The sequence below is a fragment of the Cohnella faecalis genome (assembly GCF_003570905.1).
Classification (GTDB): domain Bacteria; phylum Bacillota; class Bacilli; order Paenibacillales; family Paenibacillaceae; genus Cohnella; species Cohnella faecalis.
The window spans coordinates 1-16,419 of sequence record NZ_QXJM01000022.1; the positions used below are offsets into that span (position 1 = coordinate 1).

The 16,419-nt window shown below is 58.1% G+C and carries 14 protein-coding genes and 3 pseudogenes; 10 read left to right on the forward strand and 7 right to left on the reverse strand.

The features are described from left to right. Nucleotides 1-494: 494 nt before the first annotated feature. Together D3H35_RS30565 and def (D3H35_RS34615) are read right to left on the reverse strand one after the other, a co-directional pair. Nucleotides 495-1,307 (reverse strand): permease family protein, encoded by an 813-nt coding sequence (locus D3H35_RS30565; RefSeq protein ID WP_158593932.1) that lies wholly within the window; start codon nucleotides 1,305-1,307, stop codon nucleotides 495-497. Between the two features lie 376 nt (nucleotides 1,308-1,683). Continuing rightward, a pseudogene (gene def / locus D3H35_RS34615) lies at nucleotides 1,684-2,200 on the reverse strand (peptide deformylase); the annotation flags it as partial. Between the two features lie 240 nt (nucleotides 2,201-2,440). Between def (D3H35_RS34615) and D3H35_RS03535 the strand changes: the two are divergent. The 4 genes and pseudogenes from D3H35_RS03535 to D3H35_RS32005 all read left to right on the forward strand — a co-directional run. Further along, a pseudogene (locus D3H35_RS03535) lies at nucleotides 2,441-3,147 on the forward strand (futalosine hydrolase). Next, nucleotides 3,144-3,983 carry a 1,4-dihydroxy-6-naphthoate synthase gene (locus tag D3H35_RS03540; protein ID WP_119147786.1) on the forward strand — a complete coding sequence of 280 codons (840 nt, stop codon included), beginning with the start codon at nucleotides 3,144-3,146 and terminating at the stop codon, nucleotides 3,981-3,983. Before D3H35_RS03535 ends, D3H35_RS03540 begins: the two are co-directional and overlap by 4 nt. 1,352 nt (nucleotides 3,984-5,335) lie before the next feature. Then, nucleotides 5,336-6,367 carry a MerR family transcriptional regulator gene (locus D3H35_RS03545; RefSeq protein ID WP_119147787.1) on the forward strand — a complete coding sequence of 344 codons (1,032 nt, stop codon included), beginning with the start codon at nucleotides 5,336-5,338 and terminating at the stop codon, nucleotides 6,365-6,367. A gap of 71 nt (nucleotides 6,368-6,438) precedes the next feature. Then, a pseudogene (locus D3H35_RS32005) lies at nucleotides 6,439-6,873 on the forward strand (class I SAM-dependent methyltransferase); the annotation flags it as partial. A 116-nt stretch (nucleotides 6,874-6,989) separates the two neighbouring features. Here the strand turns inward: D3H35_RS32005 and D3H35_RS03555 are convergent. The 5 genes from D3H35_RS03555 to D3H35_RS03570 form a co-directional block, all read right to left on the reverse strand. After that, nucleotides 6,990-7,721, reverse strand: a complete 732-nt coding sequence (locus D3H35_RS03555) for a class I SAM-dependent methyltransferase (RefSeq protein WP_119147789.1) — start codon at nucleotides 7,719-7,721, stop codon at nucleotides 6,990-6,992. A 71-nt stretch (nucleotides 7,722-7,792) separates the two neighbouring features. Further along, on the reverse strand, nucleotides 7,793-8,569 hold the full coding sequence (locus tag D3H35_RS03560) for a class I SAM-dependent methyltransferase (RefSeq protein ID WP_233567743.1): 777 nt from the start codon (nucleotides 8,567-8,569) through the stop codon (nucleotides 7,793-7,795). Next, the gene (locus D3H35_RS32010) at nucleotides 8,551-8,823 is read right to left on the reverse strand and encodes a MerR family transcriptional regulator (RefSeq protein WP_233567744.1); all 273 of its coding nucleotides are present in this window, start codon (nucleotides 8,821-8,823) and stop codon (nucleotides 8,551-8,553) included. The genes D3H35_RS03560 and D3H35_RS32010 overlap by 19 nt, the downstream gene beginning before the upstream one ends. A gap of 1,357 nt (nucleotides 8,824-10,180) precedes the next feature. Next, entirely contained in the window at nucleotides 10,181-11,020 is an 840-nt protein-coding gene (locus D3H35_RS03565) for a 1,4-dihydroxy-6-naphthoate synthase (RefSeq protein WP_119147786.1), read from the reverse strand. Continuing rightward, nucleotides 11,017-11,730: a futalosine hydrolase gene (locus D3H35_RS03570; protein ID WP_119147794.1), complete on the reverse strand. Its 714-nt coding sequence runs from the start codon at nucleotides 11,728-11,730 to the stop codon at nucleotides 11,017-11,019. The genes D3H35_RS03565 and D3H35_RS03570 overlap by 4 nt, the downstream gene beginning before the upstream one ends. A 241-nt stretch (nucleotides 11,731-11,971) precedes the next feature. On the opposite strand from D3H35_RS03570, the gene def (D3H35_RS03575) reads away from it, so the two are divergent. From def (D3H35_RS03575) to D3H35_RS03600, 6 genes are all read left to right on the forward strand, one after another. After that, nucleotides 11,972-12,490 (forward strand): peptide deformylase, encoded by a 519-nt coding sequence (gene def / locus D3H35_RS03575; RefSeq protein WP_119147790.1) that lies wholly within the window; start codon nucleotides 11,972-11,974, stop codon nucleotides 12,488-12,490. 142 nt (nucleotides 12,491-12,632) lie between these two features. After that, the gene (locus D3H35_RS03580; RefSeq protein ID WP_119147791.1) at nucleotides 12,633-13,949 is read left to right on the forward strand and encodes a uracil/xanthine transporter; all 1,317 of its coding nucleotides are present in this window, start codon (nucleotides 12,633-12,635) and stop codon (nucleotides 13,947-13,949) included. Between the two features lie 73 nt (nucleotides 13,950-14,022). After that, the gene (locus tag D3H35_RS03585) at nucleotides 14,023-14,832 is read left to right on the forward strand and encodes a GNAT family N-acetyltransferase (protein WP_119147792.1); all 810 of its coding nucleotides are present in this window, start codon (nucleotides 14,023-14,025) and stop codon (nucleotides 14,830-14,832) included. A gap of 18 nt (nucleotides 14,833-14,850) precedes the next feature. Further along, the gene (locus tag D3H35_RS03590; protein ID WP_119147793.1) at nucleotides 14,851-15,363 is read left to right on the forward strand and encodes a GNAT family N-acetyltransferase; all 513 of its coding nucleotides are present in this window, start codon (nucleotides 14,851-14,853) and stop codon (nucleotides 15,361-15,363) included. Between the two features lie 231 nt (nucleotides 15,364-15,594). Further along, nucleotides 15,595-15,846 carry a DMT family transporter gene (locus tag D3H35_RS03595; RefSeq protein WP_233567745.1) on the forward strand — a complete coding sequence of 84 codons (252 nt, stop codon included), beginning with the start codon at nucleotides 15,595-15,597 and terminating at the stop codon, nucleotides 15,844-15,846. A gap of 32 nt (nucleotides 15,847-15,878) precedes the next feature. After that, the gene (locus D3H35_RS03600) at nucleotides 15,879-16,154 is read left to right on the forward strand and encodes an SMR family transporter (protein ID WP_233567746.1); all 276 of its coding nucleotides are present in this window, start codon (nucleotides 15,879-15,881) and stop codon (nucleotides 16,152-16,154) included. Nucleotides 16,155-16,419: the final 265 nt, after the last annotated feature.

The following is a 16,419-nucleotide window of genomic DNA, read 5'->3' on the forward strand; positions in this document are numbered from 1 at the left end:
GCGCATATATCAAGCTTCCGTCGGAGCGCTTGAGACGCAGAGCGTCGTTGGAATCGCATATCCGAAACAAAAGATTATACGGAACCTCCTCATCGGTAAAAGAGGCTCGTGAAGCAGCGTATCGTCAGCCGGCATCTTCTCGAGCATTCGCAACGTTCCCCTCGCACGAGCTTTCCGCCCCTTATTTGCCTCTAAGTCTAGGATGCCCGCTGCCTCTGTCAATCTTCCCGCCTCTTCGCGCTGCCAATTGACCGTCGTCTCCACCCAAGACGGATACGACAATGCCGACGATCAGACCGCTCCGAGGAGAGGCCGGATATAGACGGGCAATACGGAGAATGCTTCCGCAGGCACATTCATGATGCAGATGCCTAGCAGAATCGGAAGCGCCAGCCTGTAGATCGTTTTCGAGTCGAAGGCTTGGCCGCGTATCGTTCGGACGGCCGCTTGCCGAACATTTGCAAATAGGCGACGAACAGCACGCGCTGCCGATGCTAAGGGGCATTTCCGACAGGAAATCCCCCAGCGGCGGAACGAGTCCGAAGAGGAAGAATAGGCCACTGCCGATAACCATCGCGGAACGGTTCAAAATTTCGTACTCTCCAGCAAGCCGAGAGGACGAAGCGAACGTTCCGAAAGGGAGAAGTCCGAACGCCGGCGATAGCGCGCTGAACGCTCCGGTCAGCACGAACGAGCGAGCGCCGATACTGTGCGTTGGTGGTCTTCCTCTTGTATAGTTTTTCCGCCGACGATAAGGCAGTAACCGTGTTGGACATGTTGACCAGCCCGACGACGAAAGAGGTGATCATAATTCCAATTTCAATCCGGGGGCGCTCCCCAAGGAAACCAGGCGAATGCCGCTTCTGCGGAAGGATGGACGGAGGAGGGCGTGTCGCGGAGCTGTATCCGGAAACAGCCATTCGAAAACGATCCAGCCGACGATCATGCCGAGCAGCAGTGCAAAGTTGCTGATCCATCCTCTCCCCTTCAAGTAGAGCAAGCCGACGAACAGAGCCGTAGCTGCCGATAATGCGGCAATGGAAGGATTCAGCGCGTCCCTCTCCGTCAACGGCGAGCATTCCGGAAAAAAAGTTCATCTCTAGCTGAACGGTCAGAAGAAATAGAAATACGCTTATGACGATCGGATTGAACACCTTGGTCAGCACGCTCACGAAGCCAAGCGCTCCGAGAGCAACCATCAGCAGCGCCGACAGCAAGTAGCCTGCCGCAAGTCCGCCGCCGCGCCGCCAGCCCGGGTCCTCCGGAGCCTGCCCGCCGTTGCCGCCAAGCTCAGCGTCAATCCCCACCAGACGCCTGAGGGACCTTCCATGAGCGCATAGCGATGCCCATCCAAGCTTGCAGGACGCAAGCCGCTCCGGTCAGGACGAAGGACATTTGCACGGAAGCGGCTATTTGCTCCGGCTGCAGGTGAAAAAGCCTGTCCCAGCGTCAATGGAACGACAACCGTGTTGGTCAAAATAAAAAACATCCATTGATGCCTGCGAACAGGATTTTGGTGAAGAGGTCTGGTTTCACTTAGCTGTCTCGTTCCTTCCATAGCTCGTAAGAGCTGCTAGCGGCAGCCGATCTTGGCGTACCGGCTTTATATGTCCCGACTGTCGCGTTATTTTCCGTAGTTGCGCCTGCTTTCTTCTGTCGATTCCCCTTCAGGTCTATCAAAGCCCCTTGATTGGATAGCTTCACAACGTCGAGAAGACCGATGCGCTCTCCTGCGTCTGTTCGTGAAACAACCAAGGGTTTGAACGTGATCGATGAACAGAATGCCTTCCAGATGATCGATTTCGTGCTGGATGCAGCGGGCGAGGAAGCCTTCCCCTTCAAGCTCGAACGTCTCTCCCGCCCTGTTCAGACTTTCGATTTTAACATATATGTGGACCTGAGGACGTGCCCGTAAAAGCCGGGAAAAGACAAACAAGCCTCAGCTCCCGTCTGCTCGCCGGACCGCTCGACGATTCGCGGATTGATGAGCTCGATGAGTCCGTCGCCGCAGTCCATGACGATGACCCGACGCAGGATGCCTACTTGCGGCGCGGCTAGTCCGGCGCGGCCGTGGCGTCGCGTACAAGGTCTCGGCCATATCGTCGAGCAACTGAATGATTTTGGGCGTTACGCATCGACGGGCTTGGCTTTCTTGCGCAGGATCGACTCGCCGAAACGGGAGAATAGTTTTAACGGACATGCTGCTGCCCCTTTCGCTTTTCGGTATTCAAGCATTCAATTATACGTTCTTCCTCGTACCATAATACTGCAAGACGCCCGTCTATTTCATTAGGAATTAGCTTCGGGCTCCGCCATGCGGCGTGACGAACCGTGTTGCATAAATGGGTGTGTAAAGTCTTCCTTCGCTTTACTTTTGTGAGAATAGGAATACTTTTGAGGGAGAGCTTTTGTTTGCGGATTCGAAGAAAGAAGGGTAATCATGCTATCGGAAAATAAAACTCGAGTGCTCATCATGACCGCGGTCGATGCGGAGAGGGACGCCGTCTTGCGCGGTCTTGGCGAGAGGGCGACAAATTCGATGTTAAAAGTAACACGGCTTGCCTGAGTCTGGCGACAGAATCGAATTTGAAGTGGAACTGGCGGGCGTCGGACCGGCGCTTGCTGCGGCTCGCACGGCGAGAGCGCTCGCTCGCGGCAGGTATAGCCTTGTTGTTAGCGCGGGATTGGCGGAGGATTTGTCGAACGCGCCGAGGTCGGAACTTTGGTTATGGCGAGCGAGATTGTTGCCGCCGATCTGGGGCCGAGACGCCCGACGGTTATTTGAGCGTTGACGAGCTGGGCTTTGGGGCCTCACGTATTGCGGTAGAGTCGGGCTGGCAAAAGCGTGGGCCGATAAGCTCGTCGAGCAAGGGTGGACGGTTTGCTCGGCCCGATCTTGACCGTGTCGACGGTGACCGGGAGTGCGGAGACGGCATTCGACAGAGCTGCGCGGGTTGTTGGCGCAGCAGCCGAAGGGATGAGGGCTACGGCGTCGCGGCAGCCGCGCATGACGTCGGGGTGCCTGCGCTCGAAATTCGTTCTGTCTCGAACCCCGTCGGTCCCCGCGACCGCGCCGCTTGGCGGATCAAAGACGCTCTTACGGCTTTGGAAGCCGCATTTTCCAACTTTCCGGAGGTATTACGATGAATATTGCATTCTCGCCTTGCCCTAACGACACTTTCGTCTTCCATGCTTGGGTGCACGGGCTTATCCCCGGAGCTCCGAAGCTGGATGTTCAATATGCGGACATCGACATTACGAACGGCCTTTCGGCCGGCGGCGAAGGACCCGAGGTGCTGAAAATTTCCTACGCCGCGCTGCCGTGGGTATTGTCCGATTACCGTCTCATTCCATGCGGAGGAGCGCTTGGACGCGGCTGCGGCCCGCTCGTGCTGACGGCTGGCGGAGTCGACTTGTCGGCTAACCCCGCCGCTTTAGCCGGACGTCGCGTCGCGGTACCGAGCGAGCGTTCTACCGCCTATTTGCTGTTCCGGCTATGGGCCGCACAGAACGTTCCCGGCGGCTTGGGCGAAATCGTCGTCCTGCCTTTTCACGAAATCATGCCCGCCGTACGAGACGGCCGTATCGATGCCGGGCTTGTCATTCACGAAGCGCGCTTCACTTACCCGAACTATGGCCTAACGCTGCTGACCGATTTGGGCAGCTGGTGGGAAGCCGACACGGGATTGCCGATTCCGCTTGGCGCCATCGTTGCCCGACGTTCGCTCGATGCCGAGGCTATCGCCGAATGGGCCCGAGCCTCCGTCGAGTATGCATGGGCACACCCGGAAGCATCCCGGGACTATGTCATGAAACACGCGCAAGAGATGGATCCTGAAGTAGCCAAGGCTCATATCAGCCTGTACGTGAACGAGTTCACGGCAAGTTTAGGCGAAGACGGATACGCGGCAGTCACCGCGCTGCTCGGCCGCGCCGCGGCGGAAGGCCTCGTACCGGTGATCGACCCGGCTCTTCTTCGTTGAGGGAAATGGGTTGGCGGCGCGGTACGACGGCTCTCGTAACCGGCTGTGGGTGGGTTACCGGAGTTTGCGCACACTCGATTCATACTCGTAACCGGCTGCGGGTGGGTTACCGGGTTCGCACACGTTCGATTCGCGCTCGTAACCGGCTCCGAGCGGGTTACCGGGGTCCGCTCACACTCGTTTCGCTCTCGTAACCGGCTGCGGGTGGGTTACCGGCGTTCGCGCACGTTCGATTCATACTCGTAACCGGCTCCGAGCGGGTTACCGGGTGCGCATACGCTCATTTCACACTCGTAACCGGCTCCGAGCGGGTTACCGGGGTCCGCTCACACTCGTTTCGCTCTCGTAACCGGCTGTGGGCGGGTTACCGGGTTCGCACACGTTCGATTCGCGCTCGTAACCGGCTCCGAGCGGGTTACCGGGTGCGCACACGCTCATTTCACACTCGTAACCGGCTGTGGGTGGGTTACCGGGGTGCGCACACGCTCATTTCACACTCGTAACCGGCTCCGAGCGGGTTACCGGGGTCCGCTCACACTCGTTTCGCTCTCGTAACCGGCTGTGGGCGGGTTACCGGGGTTCGCACACGTTCGATTCGCGCTCGTAACCGGCTCCGAGCGGGTTACCGGGGTTCGCGCACGTTCGATTCACACTCGTAACCGGCTCCGAGCGGGTTACCGGGTGCGCATACGCTCATTTCACACTCGTAACCGGCTCCGAGCGGGTTACCGGGGTCCGCTCACACTCGTTTCGCTCTCGTAACCGGCTGTGGGCGGGTTACCGGGGTTCGCACACGCTCATTTCACACTCGTAACCGGCTGTGGGCGGGTTACCGGGTTCGCACACGTTCGATTCGCGCTCGTAACCGGCTCCGAGCGGGTTACCGGTGCGCACACGCTCATTTCACACTCGTAACCAGCTGCGGGCAGGTTACCGAGACTCACGCACACTCGATTCCCGCTCGTAACCGACTCCAAGCGGGTTACCGGGGTCCGCTCACACTCGTTTCGCTCTCGTAACCGGCTGTGGGCGGGTTACCGGGGTCCGCTCACGCTCATTCCACACTCGTAACCGACTCCAAGCGGGTTACCGGGTCCGCTCACACTCGTTTCGCTCTCGTAACCGGCTGTGGGCGGGTTACCGGGGTGCGCACACGCTCATTTCCCGCTCGTAACCGACTCCAAGCGGGTTACCGGGGTCCGCTCACACTCGTTTCGCTCTCGTAACCCGCTCCGAATGGGCTACCGAGACCCGCGCACGCACGAATGGCTTGCACAAGCTCAACAACCTTAACGCCGCGTCAACGTTCCTCTGCAACTCCCCATATCCGAAGAAGGAGGCCTGCCTTGCCTATGAGAATCAAAGAAGTCGCGAATATGCTCAACCTCTCCCCGAGAGCAATCCGCTTCTACGAGGAACAGGGCTTGCTCGCACCTTCCAAGGATAAAACAAACCGCTACCGCACGTTCACCGAGCAGGAGCTCGAACGCTTGCGGACAATCATCTCTCTGCGCGAAGCCGGAATGCCCCTTGAGCACATCAAGCAATGGCTGGACGGCAGCAGCGATGAAACCGAAGCCCGCGACGAGCTGCTGCGATTTCTGGAAATGCGCCGCTCCGCCATAGTCGCCGACTGGATCGAAATGAAGCAAGTCATCGAAACGACCGACCGAATGCTGCTCCTCCTGAAGGATCGGGATAAAGAAATTCCCTACGCTGACTTGTTCCAATTAGCCGACGACTCGAGACAGCTTCGCGAACAGCGCAAAAATTGGCTGGATCGCTGGAATTACGACCTTCTCGCTGACCATCATGACGAACGGGTGCGAGCTTCATCCGGAACATTCGCCGATTACGAGGAGGCGCTGGAGCTTGTTGCCGAATGGCTCTCTCCCATACCCGGAGAGACCGGCCTCGATCTGGGCGTCGGGACGGGTAATCTGGCAAGCAAGCTTCTCGACCGGGGAGCGCGAATGTGCGGCGTCGACCAATCCGCCAAAATGTTAGAGCAGTGCGCAGCGAAGCTTCCTGAGCTCGAGACGAAGCTGGGCAATATGCTCGCCGTTCCTTATACGAACGGACAATTCGATTTTATAGCATCCAGCTTTGCATTCCGGCATCTATCGGCGGAGCAGCAGCCTCTCGCGCTGGAGGAAATGCGCCGGGTACTAAAGCCTCACGGCCGCATCAGCATCGCGGACTTATTCAGCCTTAGCGACGCCGATAGCGACCTCGACGACAGCGATCCGATGAGCGGCTATCCGAAGCTCCCCACCGTCATCCGATGGCTCGAAGCCCATGGGTATATGACCCGGGCTCGCCGGATCAACGACATGCTTCATCTCGTCTGCGCCGTACCAATCCGACCGCAAAATCGCTATTGACCTTCACGTTACGTCAACCGCTAGGCTTAAAGCCGAAGCAGTCGAACTTATACGAGGAGGTTTTTTTCATTATGCCGGACCACGCGAAAATTTACTTGGAGGAAGCGGAAAAATACGCCCGGTTAATCGCGTCGCAGCCGCCGCTCGATGGAGTTATCGAGGAAATCAGGCCGTTCGAGGGGTTGGACATCGTCGACATAGGCGCCGGAACGGGGAGGTTGTCCGCCGTCCTGGCCCCACGCGCCAAATCGCTCGTCGCCCTGGATGCCTCGCAAGCGATGTTGAACGAGACGGCCAGACAATTATCGGAGGCGAAGCTGAGCAATTGGCGGACAGAAGTCGCCGACCATCGAAGATTGCCTCTGGAAGATGGATGCGCGGATCTGGTCGTAGCGGGCTGGAGCGTCTGCTACCTGGCCAGCGCCGACGCTCCCGATTGGGAGGACAACCTGCGCATCGTCATGTCCGAATTGAAAAGAATTGTCCGCAGCAAAGGGACGATCATCCTGTTCGAAACGATGGGAACAGGCGTCGAAACGCCTGCTCCTCCAGACTTTCTTTTGCCGTACTACGCCCAGCTTGCGAACCTTTACGGCTTTGCCCACAGGTGGATACGGACGGATTATCTCTTTGAATCGCATATTCCATGGAGGAAGCGTTCCGGGTCAATCCGCATGAGCCACCAGACTCCGCCGCATTCCGGAACGCGGAGAAGTTCCTCGCGGGCGACCCGGTCGCCAAGCTCGTCTCCGAAGAAGAAGCGGGTCATCTCCTCGGCTTCCTTGGTCGATTCAAAGAGATAATCCGTCCGTATCCACCTGTGGGCAAAGCCGTAAAGGTTCGCAAGCTGGGCGTAGTACGGCAAAAGAAAGTCTGGAGGAGCAGGCGTTTCGACGCCTGTTCCCATCGTTTCGAACAGGATGATCGTCCCTTTGCTGCGGACAATTCTTTTCAATTCGGACATGACGATGCGCAGGTTGTCCTCCCAATCGGGAGCGTCGGCGCTGGCCAGGTAGCAGACGCTCCAGCCCGCTACGACCAGATCCGCGCATCCATCTTCCAGAGGCAATCTTCGATGGTCGGCGACTTCTGTCCGCCAATTGCTCAGCTTCGCCTCCGATAATTGTCTGGCCGTCTCGTTCAACATCGCTTGCGAGGCATCCAGGGCGACGAGCGATTTGGCGCGTGGGGCCAGGACGGCGGACAACCTCCCCGTTCCGGCGCCTATGTCGACGATGTCCAACCCCTCGAACGGCCTGATTTCCTCGATAACTCCATCGAGCGGCGGCTGCGACGCGATTAACCGGGCGTATTTTTCCGCTTCCTCCAAGTAAATTTTCGCGTGGTCCGGCATAATGAAAAAAACCTCCTCGTATAAGTTCGACTGCTTCGGCTTTAAGCCTAGCGGTTGACGTAACGTGAAGGTCAATAGCGATTTTGCGGTCGGATTGGTACGGCGCAGACGAGATGAAGCATGTCGTTGATCCGGCGAGCCCGGGTCATATACCCATGGGCTTCGAGCCATCGGATGACGGTGGGGAGCTTCGGATAGCCGCTCATCGGATCGCTGTCGTCGAGGTCGCTATCGGCGTCGCTAAGGCTGAATAAGTCCGCGATGCTGATGCGGCCGTGAGGCTTTAGTACCCGGCGCATTTCCTCCAGCGCGAGAGGCTGCTGCTCCGCCGATAGATGCCGGAATGCAAAGCTGGATGCTATAAAATCGAATTGTCCGTTCGTATAAGGAACGGCGAGCATATTGCCCAGCTTCGTCTCGAGCTCAGGAAGCTTCGCTGCGCACTGCTCTAACATTTTGGCGGATTGGTCGACGCCGCACATTCGCGCTCCCCGGTCGAGAAGCTTGCTTGCCAGATTACCCGTCCCGACGCCCAGATCGAGGCCGGTCTCTCCGGGTATGGGAGAGAGCCATTCGGCAACAAGCTCCAGCGCCTCCTCGTAATCGGCGAATGTTCCGGATGAAGCTCGCACCCGTTCGTCATGATGGTCAGCGAGAAGGTCGTAATTCCAGCGATCCAGCCAATTTTTGCGCTGTTCGCGAAGCTGTCTCGAGTCGTCGGCTAATTGGAACAAGTCAGCGTAGGGAATTTCTTTATCCCGATCCTTCAGGAGGAGCAGCATTCGGTCGGTCGTTTCGATGACTTGCTTCATTTCGATCCAGTCGGCGACTATGGCGGAGCGGCGCATTTCCAGAAATCGCAGCAGCTCGTCGCGGGCTTCGGTTTCATCGCTGCTGCCGTCCAGCCATTGCTTGATGTGCTCAAGGGCATTCCGGCTTCGCGCAGAGAGATGATTGTCCGCAAGCGTTCGAGCTCCTGCTCGGTGAACGTGCGGTAGCGGTTTGTTTTATCCTTGGAAGGTGCGAGCAAGCCCTGTTCCTCGTAGAAGCGGATTGCTCTCGGGGAGAGGTTGAGCATATTCGCGACTTCTTTGATTCTCATAGGCAAGGCAGGCCTCCTTCTTCGGATATGGGGAGTTGCAGAGGAACGTTGACGCGGCGTTAAGGTTGTTGAGCTTGTGCAAGCCATTCGTGCGTGCGCGGGTCTCGGTAGCCCATTCGGAGCGGGTTACGAGAGCGAAACGAGTGTGAGCGGACCCCGGTAACCCGCTTGGAGTCGGTTACGAGCGGGAAATGAGCGTGTGCGCACCCCGGTAACCCGCCCACAGCCGGTTACGAGAGCGAAACGAGTGTGAGCGGACCCCGGTAACCCGCTTGGAGTCGGTTACGAGTGTGGAATGAGCGTGAGCGGACCCCGGTAACCCGCCCACAGCCGGTTACGAGAGCGAAACGAGTGTGAGCGGACCCCGGTAACCCGCTTGGAGTCGGTTACGAGCGGGAATCGAGTGTGCGTGAGTCTCGGTAACCTGCCCGCAGCTGGTTACGAGTGTGAAATGAGCGTGTGCGCACCCGGTAACCCGCTCGGAGCCGGTTACGAGCGCGAATCGAACGTGTGCGAACCCCGGTAACCCGCCCACAGCCGGTTACGAGTGTGAAATGAGCGTGTGCGAACCCCGGTAACCCGCCCACAGCCGGTTACGAGAGCGAAACGAGTGTGAGCGGACCCCGGTAACCCGCTCGGAGCCGGTTACGAGTGTGAAATGAGCGTATGCGCACCCGGTAACCCGCTCGGAGCCGGTTACGAGTGTGAATCGAACGTGCGCGAACCCCGGTAACCCGCTCGGAGCCGGTTACGAGCGCGAATCGAACGTGTGCGAACCCCGGTAACCCGCCCACAGCCGGTTACGAGAGCGAAACGAGTGTGAGCGGACCCCGGTAACCCGCTCGGAGCCGGTTACGAGTGTGAAATGAGCGTGTGCGCACCCCGGTAACCCACCCACAGCCGGTTACGAGTGTGAAATGAGCGTGTGCGCACCCGGTAACCCGCTCGGAGCCGGTTACGAGCGCGAATCGAACGTGTGCGAACCCCGGTAACCCGCCCACAGCCGGTTACGAGAGCGAAACGAGTGTGAGCGGACCCCGGTAACCCGCTCGGAGCCGGTTACGAGTGTGAAATGAGCGTATGCGCACCCGGTAACCCGCTCGGAGCCGGTTACGAGTATGAATCGAACGTGCGCGAACGCCGGTAACCCACCCGCAGCCGGTTACGAGAGCGAAACGAGTGTGAGCGGACCCCGGTAACCCGCTCGGAGCCGGTTACGAGCGCGAATCGAACGTGTGCGAACCCCGGTAACCCACCCGCAGCCGGTTACGAGTATGAATCGAGTGTGCGCAAACTCCGGTAACCCACCCACAGCCGGTTACGAGAGCCGTCGTACCGCGCCGCCAACCCATTTCCCTCAACGAAGAAGAGCCGGGTCGATCACCGGTACGAGGCCTTCCGCCGCGGCGCGGCCGAGCAGCGCGGTGACTGCCGCGTATCCGTCTTCGCCTAAACTTGCCGTGAACTCGTTCACGTACAGGCTGATATGAGCCTTGGCTACTTCAGGATCCATCTCTTGCGCGTGTTTCATGACATAGTCCCGGGATGCTTCCGGGTGTGCCCATGCATACTCGACGGAGGCTCGGGCCCATTCGGCGATAGCCTCGGCATCGAGCGAACGTCGGGCAACGATGGCGCCAAGCGGAATCGGCAATCCCGTGTCGGCTTCCCACCAGCTGCCCAAATCGGTCAGCAGCGTTAGGCCATAGTTCGGGTAAGTGAAGCGCGCTTCGTGAATGACAAGCCCGGCATCGATACGGCCGTCTCGTACGGCGGGCATGATTTCGTGAAAAGGCAGGACGACGATTTCGCCCAAGCCGCCGGGAACGTTCTGTGCGGCCCATAGCCGGAACAGCAAATAGGCGGTAGAACGCTCGCTCGGTACCGCGACGCGACGTCCGGCTAAAGCGGCGGGGTTAGCCGACAAGTCGACTCCGCCAGCCGTCAGCACGAGCGGGCCGCAGCCGCGTCCAAGCGCTCCTCCGCATGGAATGAGACGGTAATCGGACAATACCCACGGCAGCGCGGCGTAGGAAATTTTCAGCACCTCGGGTCCTTCGCCGCCGGCCGAAAGGCCGTTCGTAATGTCGATGTCCGCATATTGAACATCCAGCTTCGGAGCTCCGGGGATAAGCCCGTGCACCCAAGCATGGAAGACGAAAGTGTCGTTAGGGCAAGGCGAGAATGCAATATTCATCGTAATACCTCCGGAAAGTTGGAAAATGCGGCTTCCAAAGCCGTAAGAGCGTCTTTGATCCGCCAAGCGGCGCGGTCGCGGGGACCGACGGGGTTCGAGACAGAACGAATTTCGAGCGCAGGCACCCCGACGTCATGCGCGGCTGCCGCGACGCCGTAGCCCTCCATCCCTTCGGCTGCTGCGCCAACAACCCGCGCAGCTCTGTCGAATGCCGTCTCCGCACTCCCGGTCACCGTCGACACGGTCAAGATCGGGCCCGAGCAAACCGTCCACCCTTGCTCGACGAGCTTATCGGCCCACGCTTTTGCCAGCCCCGACTCTACCGCAATACGTGAGGCCCCAAAGCCCAGCTCGTCAACGCTCAAATAACCGTCGGGCGTCTCGGCCCCCAGATCGGCGGCAACAATCTCGCTCGCCATAACCAAAGTTCCGACCTCGGCGCGTTCGACAAATCCTCCGCCAATCCCCGCGCTAACAACAAGGCTATACCTGCCGCGAGCGAGCGCTCTCGCCGTGCGAGCCGCAGCAAGCGCCGGTCCGACGCCCGCCAGTTCCACTTCAAATTCGATTCTGTCGCCAGACTCAGGCAAGCCCGTGTTACTTTTAACATCGAATTTGTCGCCCCTCTCGCCAAGACCGCGCAAGACGGCGTCCCTCTCCGCATCGACCGCGGTCATGATGAGCACTCGAGTTTTATTTTCCGATAGCATGATTACCCTTCTTTCTTCGAATCCCGCAAACAAAAGCTCTCCCTCAAAAGTATTCCTATTACTCACAAAAGTAAAGCGAAGGAAGACTTTACAACCCATTTATGCAACACGGTTCGTCACGCCGCATGGCGGAGCCCGAAGCTAATTCCTAATGAAATAGACGGGCGTCTTGCAGTATTATGGTACGAGGAAGAACGTATAATTGAATGCTTGAATACCGAAAAGCGAAAGGGGCAGCAGCATGTCCGTTAAAACTATTCTCCCGTTCGGCGAGTCGATCCTGCGCAAGAAAGCCAAGCCCGTCGATGCCGTAACGCCCAAAATCATTCAGTTGCTCGACGATATGGCCGAGACCTTGTACGCGACCGACGGCCGCGCCGGACTAGCCGCGCCGCAAGTAGGCATCCTGCGTCGGGTCATCGTCATGGACTGCGGCGACGGACTCATCGAGCTCATCAATCCGCGAATCGTCGAGCGGTCCGGCGAGCAGACGGGAGCTGAGGCTTGTTTGTCTTTTCCCGGCTTTTACGGGCACGTCCTCAGGTCCAATTATGTTAAAATCGAAAGTCTGAACAGGGCGGGAGAGACGTTCGAGCTTGAAGGGGAAGGCTTCCTCGCCCGCTGCATCCAGCACGAAATCGATCATCTGGAAGGCATTCTGTTCATCGATCACGTTCAAACCCCTTGGTTGTTTCACGAACAGACGCAGGAGCGCATCGGTCTTCTCGACGTTGTGAAGCTATCCAATCAAGGGCTTTGATAGACCTGAAGGGGAATCGACAGAAGAAAGCAGGCGCAACCTACGGAAAATAACGCGACAGTCGGGACATATAAAGCCGGTACCGCCAAGATCGGCTGCCGCTAGCAGCTCTTACGAGCTATGGAAGGAACGAGACAGCTAAGTGAAACCAGACCTCTCACCCAAAATCCTGTTCGCAGGCATCCAATGGATGTTTTTTATTTTGACCAACACGGTTGTCGTTCCATTGACGCTGGGACAGGCTTTTCACCTGCAGCCGGAGCAAATAGCCGCTTCCGTGCAAATGTCCTTCGTCCTGACCGGAGCGGCTTGCGTACTGCAAGCTTGGATCGGGCATCGCTATGCGCTCATGGAAGGTCCCTCAGGCGTCTGGTGGGGATTGACGCTGAGCTTGGCGGCAACGGCGGGCGCAGGCTCCGGAGGACCCGGGCTGGCGGCGGTCGGCGGCGGACTTGCGGCAGGCTACTTGCTGTCGGCGCTGCTGATGGTTGCTCTCGGAGCGCTTGGCTTCGTGAGCGTGCTGACCAAGGTGTTCAATCCGATCGTCATAAGCGTATTTCTATTTCTTCTGACCGTTCAGCTAGAGATGAACTTTTTTTCCGGAATGCTCGCCGTTGACGGAGAGGGACGCCTGAATCCTTCCATTGCCGCATTATCGGCAGCTACGGCTCTGTTCGTCGGCTTGCTCTACTTGAAGGGGAGAGGATGGATCAGCAACTTTGCACTGCTGCTCGGCATGATCGTCGGCTGGATCGTTTTCGAATGGCTGTTTCCCGGATACAGCTCCCGACACGCCCCTCCTCCGTCCCATCCTTCCGCAGAAGCGGCATTCGCCTGGTTTCCTTGGGGAGCGCCCCGGATTGAAATTGGAATTATGATCACCTCTTTCGTCGTCGGGCTGGTCAACATGTCCAACACGGTTACTGCCTTATCGTCGGCGGAAAAACTATACAAGAGGAAGACCACCAACGCACAGTATCGGCGCTCGTTCGTGCTGACCGGAGCGTTCAGCGCGCTATCGCCGGCGTTCGGACTTCTCCCTTTCGGAACGTTCGCTTCGTCTCTCGGCTTGCTGGAGAGTACGAAAATTTTGAACCGTTCCGCGATGGTTATCGGCAGTGGCCTATTCTTCCTCTTCGGACTCGTTCCGCCGCTGGGGGATTTCCTGTCGGAAATGCCCCTTAGCATCGGCAGCGCGGTGCTGTTCGTCGCCTATTTGCAAATGTTCGGCACGGCCGTCCGAACGATACGCGGCCAAGCCTTCGACTCGAAAACGATCTACAGGCTGGCGCTTCCGATTCTGCTAGGCATCTGCATCATGAATGTGCCTGCGGAAGCATTCTCCGTATTGCCCGTCTATATCCGGCCTCTCCTCGGAAGCGGTCTGATCGTCGGCATTGTCGTATCCGTCTTGCTGGAGACGACGGTCAATTGGCAGCGCGAAGAGCGGGAAGATTGACAGAGGCAGGCGGCATCCCTAGACTTAGAGGCAAATAGGGGCGGAAAGCTCGTGCGAGGGGGAAACGTTGCGAATGCTCGAGAAGATGCCGGCTGACGATACGCTGCTTCACGAGCCTCCTTTTACCGATGAGGAGGTTCCGTATAATCTTTTGTTTCGGATATGCGATTCCAACGACGCTCTGCGTCTCAAGCGCTCCGACGGAAGCTTGATATATGCGCAGAATCCGGGCCTGAACGGCTGGCTGTGGATGCAGAGAGACTTGTCCGACGAAGAGGCGCAAGAGCGGCTTGCGGAGTTAATCGAGTATCTGGGCGACAGACCGGTTCCCGGAGTGTGCGCGCGCCCGGCTACGGCCGATTTTTTTGCTCATGCGTACGCGGCGGCGCGCGGTTATTCGTATCGGACGAACATGATGCTGGAAGCTTATCGGTGCGAGGAGGCCGTCAAGCCGTTGCGCGTAAAAGGCAGTCTCCGAAGCGCGCGGCGAGACGACGTTCCGAGGGTGGCGGAGTTTCTGGCGGAGTTCGCTTTCGACGCTTTCGGATTAACGGTCAAGCCGTCGAGTCAAGTGGAAGACGCGGAATCGGCCGTTGCGTCCGGCGGATTGTATTTGTGGCAGGTTCAAGGACTTCCCGTCTCCATGGCCAGCATTGCCCATCGCTCGCGAAGGCATGCGCGGATCAATGGCGTGTATACCCCGAGGAATCACAGGAAGAACGGCTATGCCAGCGCGCTGGTCGCCGAGCTGAGCGCGGTCGCCGCCAGCGAAGGCCGAAACGCGATGCTGTACGCCGACAAGAGCAACCCCGATTCGAACAAGGTATACCGGAATATCGGGTTCATCGAGAGCGGGAACATTAAGGATATCAAGTTTTCATAAGGAGCGCCGGAGCCTAACATGATCAGAGAAGCCCTCGAACGGGACTTGCCCGCTATTTTGGACATCTACAACGATGCCATTCTGAACACGACCGCCGTCTATACCTATGAAGCGCAAACGCTGAGTCAAAGAGAGCAATGGTTCTGCGAAAAACGGGAGGCGGGCTATCCGGTGCTCGTATTCGAGGCGGACGGGGAAGCGGCGGGCTTTGCGACGTTCGGGCCTTTTCGCGCGTGGCCGGCGTACAAGTATACGATCGAGCACTCGATCTACGCGCACGGCGGCTACCGCCAGCGGGGAATCGGGACGGCGCTGCTGAAGGAGCTCATTCGAATCGCGGAAGAACGCGGCTATAAGACGCTTGTCGCCGGGATCGACGAGTCCAATGACGCAAGCGTTCGAATGCACGTAAAGCACGGTTTTTCTCATGCAGGGACGATCCGGAACGCAGGCTACAAATTCGGGCGGTGGCTGAACCTGGCTTTTTACGAATATGAGCTGGCGGGTCCGAGTCATCCGGTGGAGAAATAGGCGAAGTATCGCGCTATTTTGTCGGAATTCGCACATACAACTAGAACCGGCATGAGGGTCGAAAACGGACCTTGGGTCGGTTTTTTTGTTACCCGAATATGGAAATCAACGTAGAAGAGGAAAAAGGGGAACGCATGTCATGAGCGATACGCAGCACACGGACAACAGCAACGCAAAAGCCAATCCGGCCAGCGGAACCGGGCGTGGGCTTACGTGCTCCTCGGCGGAGCTTTGGAAATCATCTGGGCTTCGGGATTCAAATACGATGCGGTACCGATGATTGTGGTCATCATATCGTTATTAGTCAGCTTCGACCTTATCGTTCGGGCGACGAAGGTTCTGCCGGTCGGTACGACTTACGCCGTATTCGCCGGGATCGGAACGGTCGGGATGGTAGTCGTCGAGGCAGTGGCGAGGGCGGGAGATCGGGCTAGGCAAGGTCGGTCTCGTACTTTTGCTGTTGCTGTTTATTATCGGCCTTAAGCTGACGAGCGGAAAGGAGGGGCATTGATGGCTTGGGGTACTTGATAATAGCGGGAATGCTTGAGGTTGTCGGGGTAATCGGCATTAAGAGGACAGCGGTCAAAAAACAATTGGACGAACAACCTGCTGTTGATCGGAGGCTTCGTGATCAGCTCCAGTTTCTCCTCCAAGCGCTCGACGAAATCGCGTTGTCCACCGCGTACGCCGTCTGGACCGGCATCGGTTCGGTCGCGGGCCGCGGTGGTGGGGATGCTGTTCTTCAAAGAGTCGAAAAGCAGGCTGCGAATGCTTTTGCATCGCCGGAGTGATCGGCTGCGTCGTCGGATTGAAGCTGATCGAATAGGCTGACAAGGATGCAGCCTAGCAGCCTGCAATCACAATTGGAGAGCCTTCGTATCGAACAGCTCGGAATGCTAGTCGGGTCGCGGCATGACGACTACGGACGTCTACTGTGGCAGGAAGATGCGATCGGCAACCGGGACACAATTTCAGTATGACGCTTGGAGTCGCACGGATCGGGTCACGTATCCAGACACCACATTCTCTACAACTGCCTACAACGATATTCAGAAA

Excerpts from the sequence above, each read along its gene's own strand:
- D3H35_RS03585 (WP_119147792.1), top strand. The coding sequence starts at position 14,023 with ATGCTCGAGAAGATGCCGGCTGACGATACGCTGCTTCACGAGCCTCCT.
- D3H35_RS32010 (WP_233567744.1), bottom strand. The coding sequence starts at position 8,823 with ATGAGAATCAAAGAAGTCGCGAATATGCTCAACCTCTCCCCGAGAGCA.
- D3H35_RS03590 (WP_119147793.1), top strand. The coding sequence starts at position 14,851 with ATGATCAGAGAAGCCCTCGAACGGGACTTGCCCGCTATTTTGGACATC.
- D3H35_RS03570 (WP_119147794.1), bottom strand. The coding sequence starts at position 11,730 with ATGCTATCGGAAAATAAAACTCGAGTGCTCATCATGACCGCGGTCGAT.
- D3H35_RS03560 (WP_233567743.1), bottom strand. The coding sequence starts at position 8,569 with ATGCGCCGCTCCGCCATAGTCGCCGACTGGATCGAAATGAAGCAAGTC.
- D3H35_RS03565 (WP_119147786.1), bottom strand. The coding sequence starts at position 11,020 with ATGAATATTGCATTCTCGCCTTGCCCTAACGACACTTTCGTCTTCCAT.
- D3H35_RS03555 (WP_119147789.1), bottom strand. The coding sequence starts at position 7,721 with ATGCCGGACCACGCGAAAATTTACTTGGAGGAAGCGGAAAAATACGCC.
- def (WP_119147790.1), top strand. The coding sequence starts at position 11,972 with ATGTCCGTTAAAACTATTCTCCCGTTCGGCGAGTCGATCCTGCGCAAG.
- D3H35_RS03545 (WP_119147787.1), top strand. The coding sequence starts at position 5,336 with ATGAGAATCAAAGAAGTCGCGAATATGCTCAACCTCTCCCCGAGAGCA.
- D3H35_RS03540 (WP_119147786.1), top strand. The coding sequence starts at position 3,144 with ATGAATATTGCATTCTCGCCTTGCCCTAACGACACTTTCGTCTTCCAT.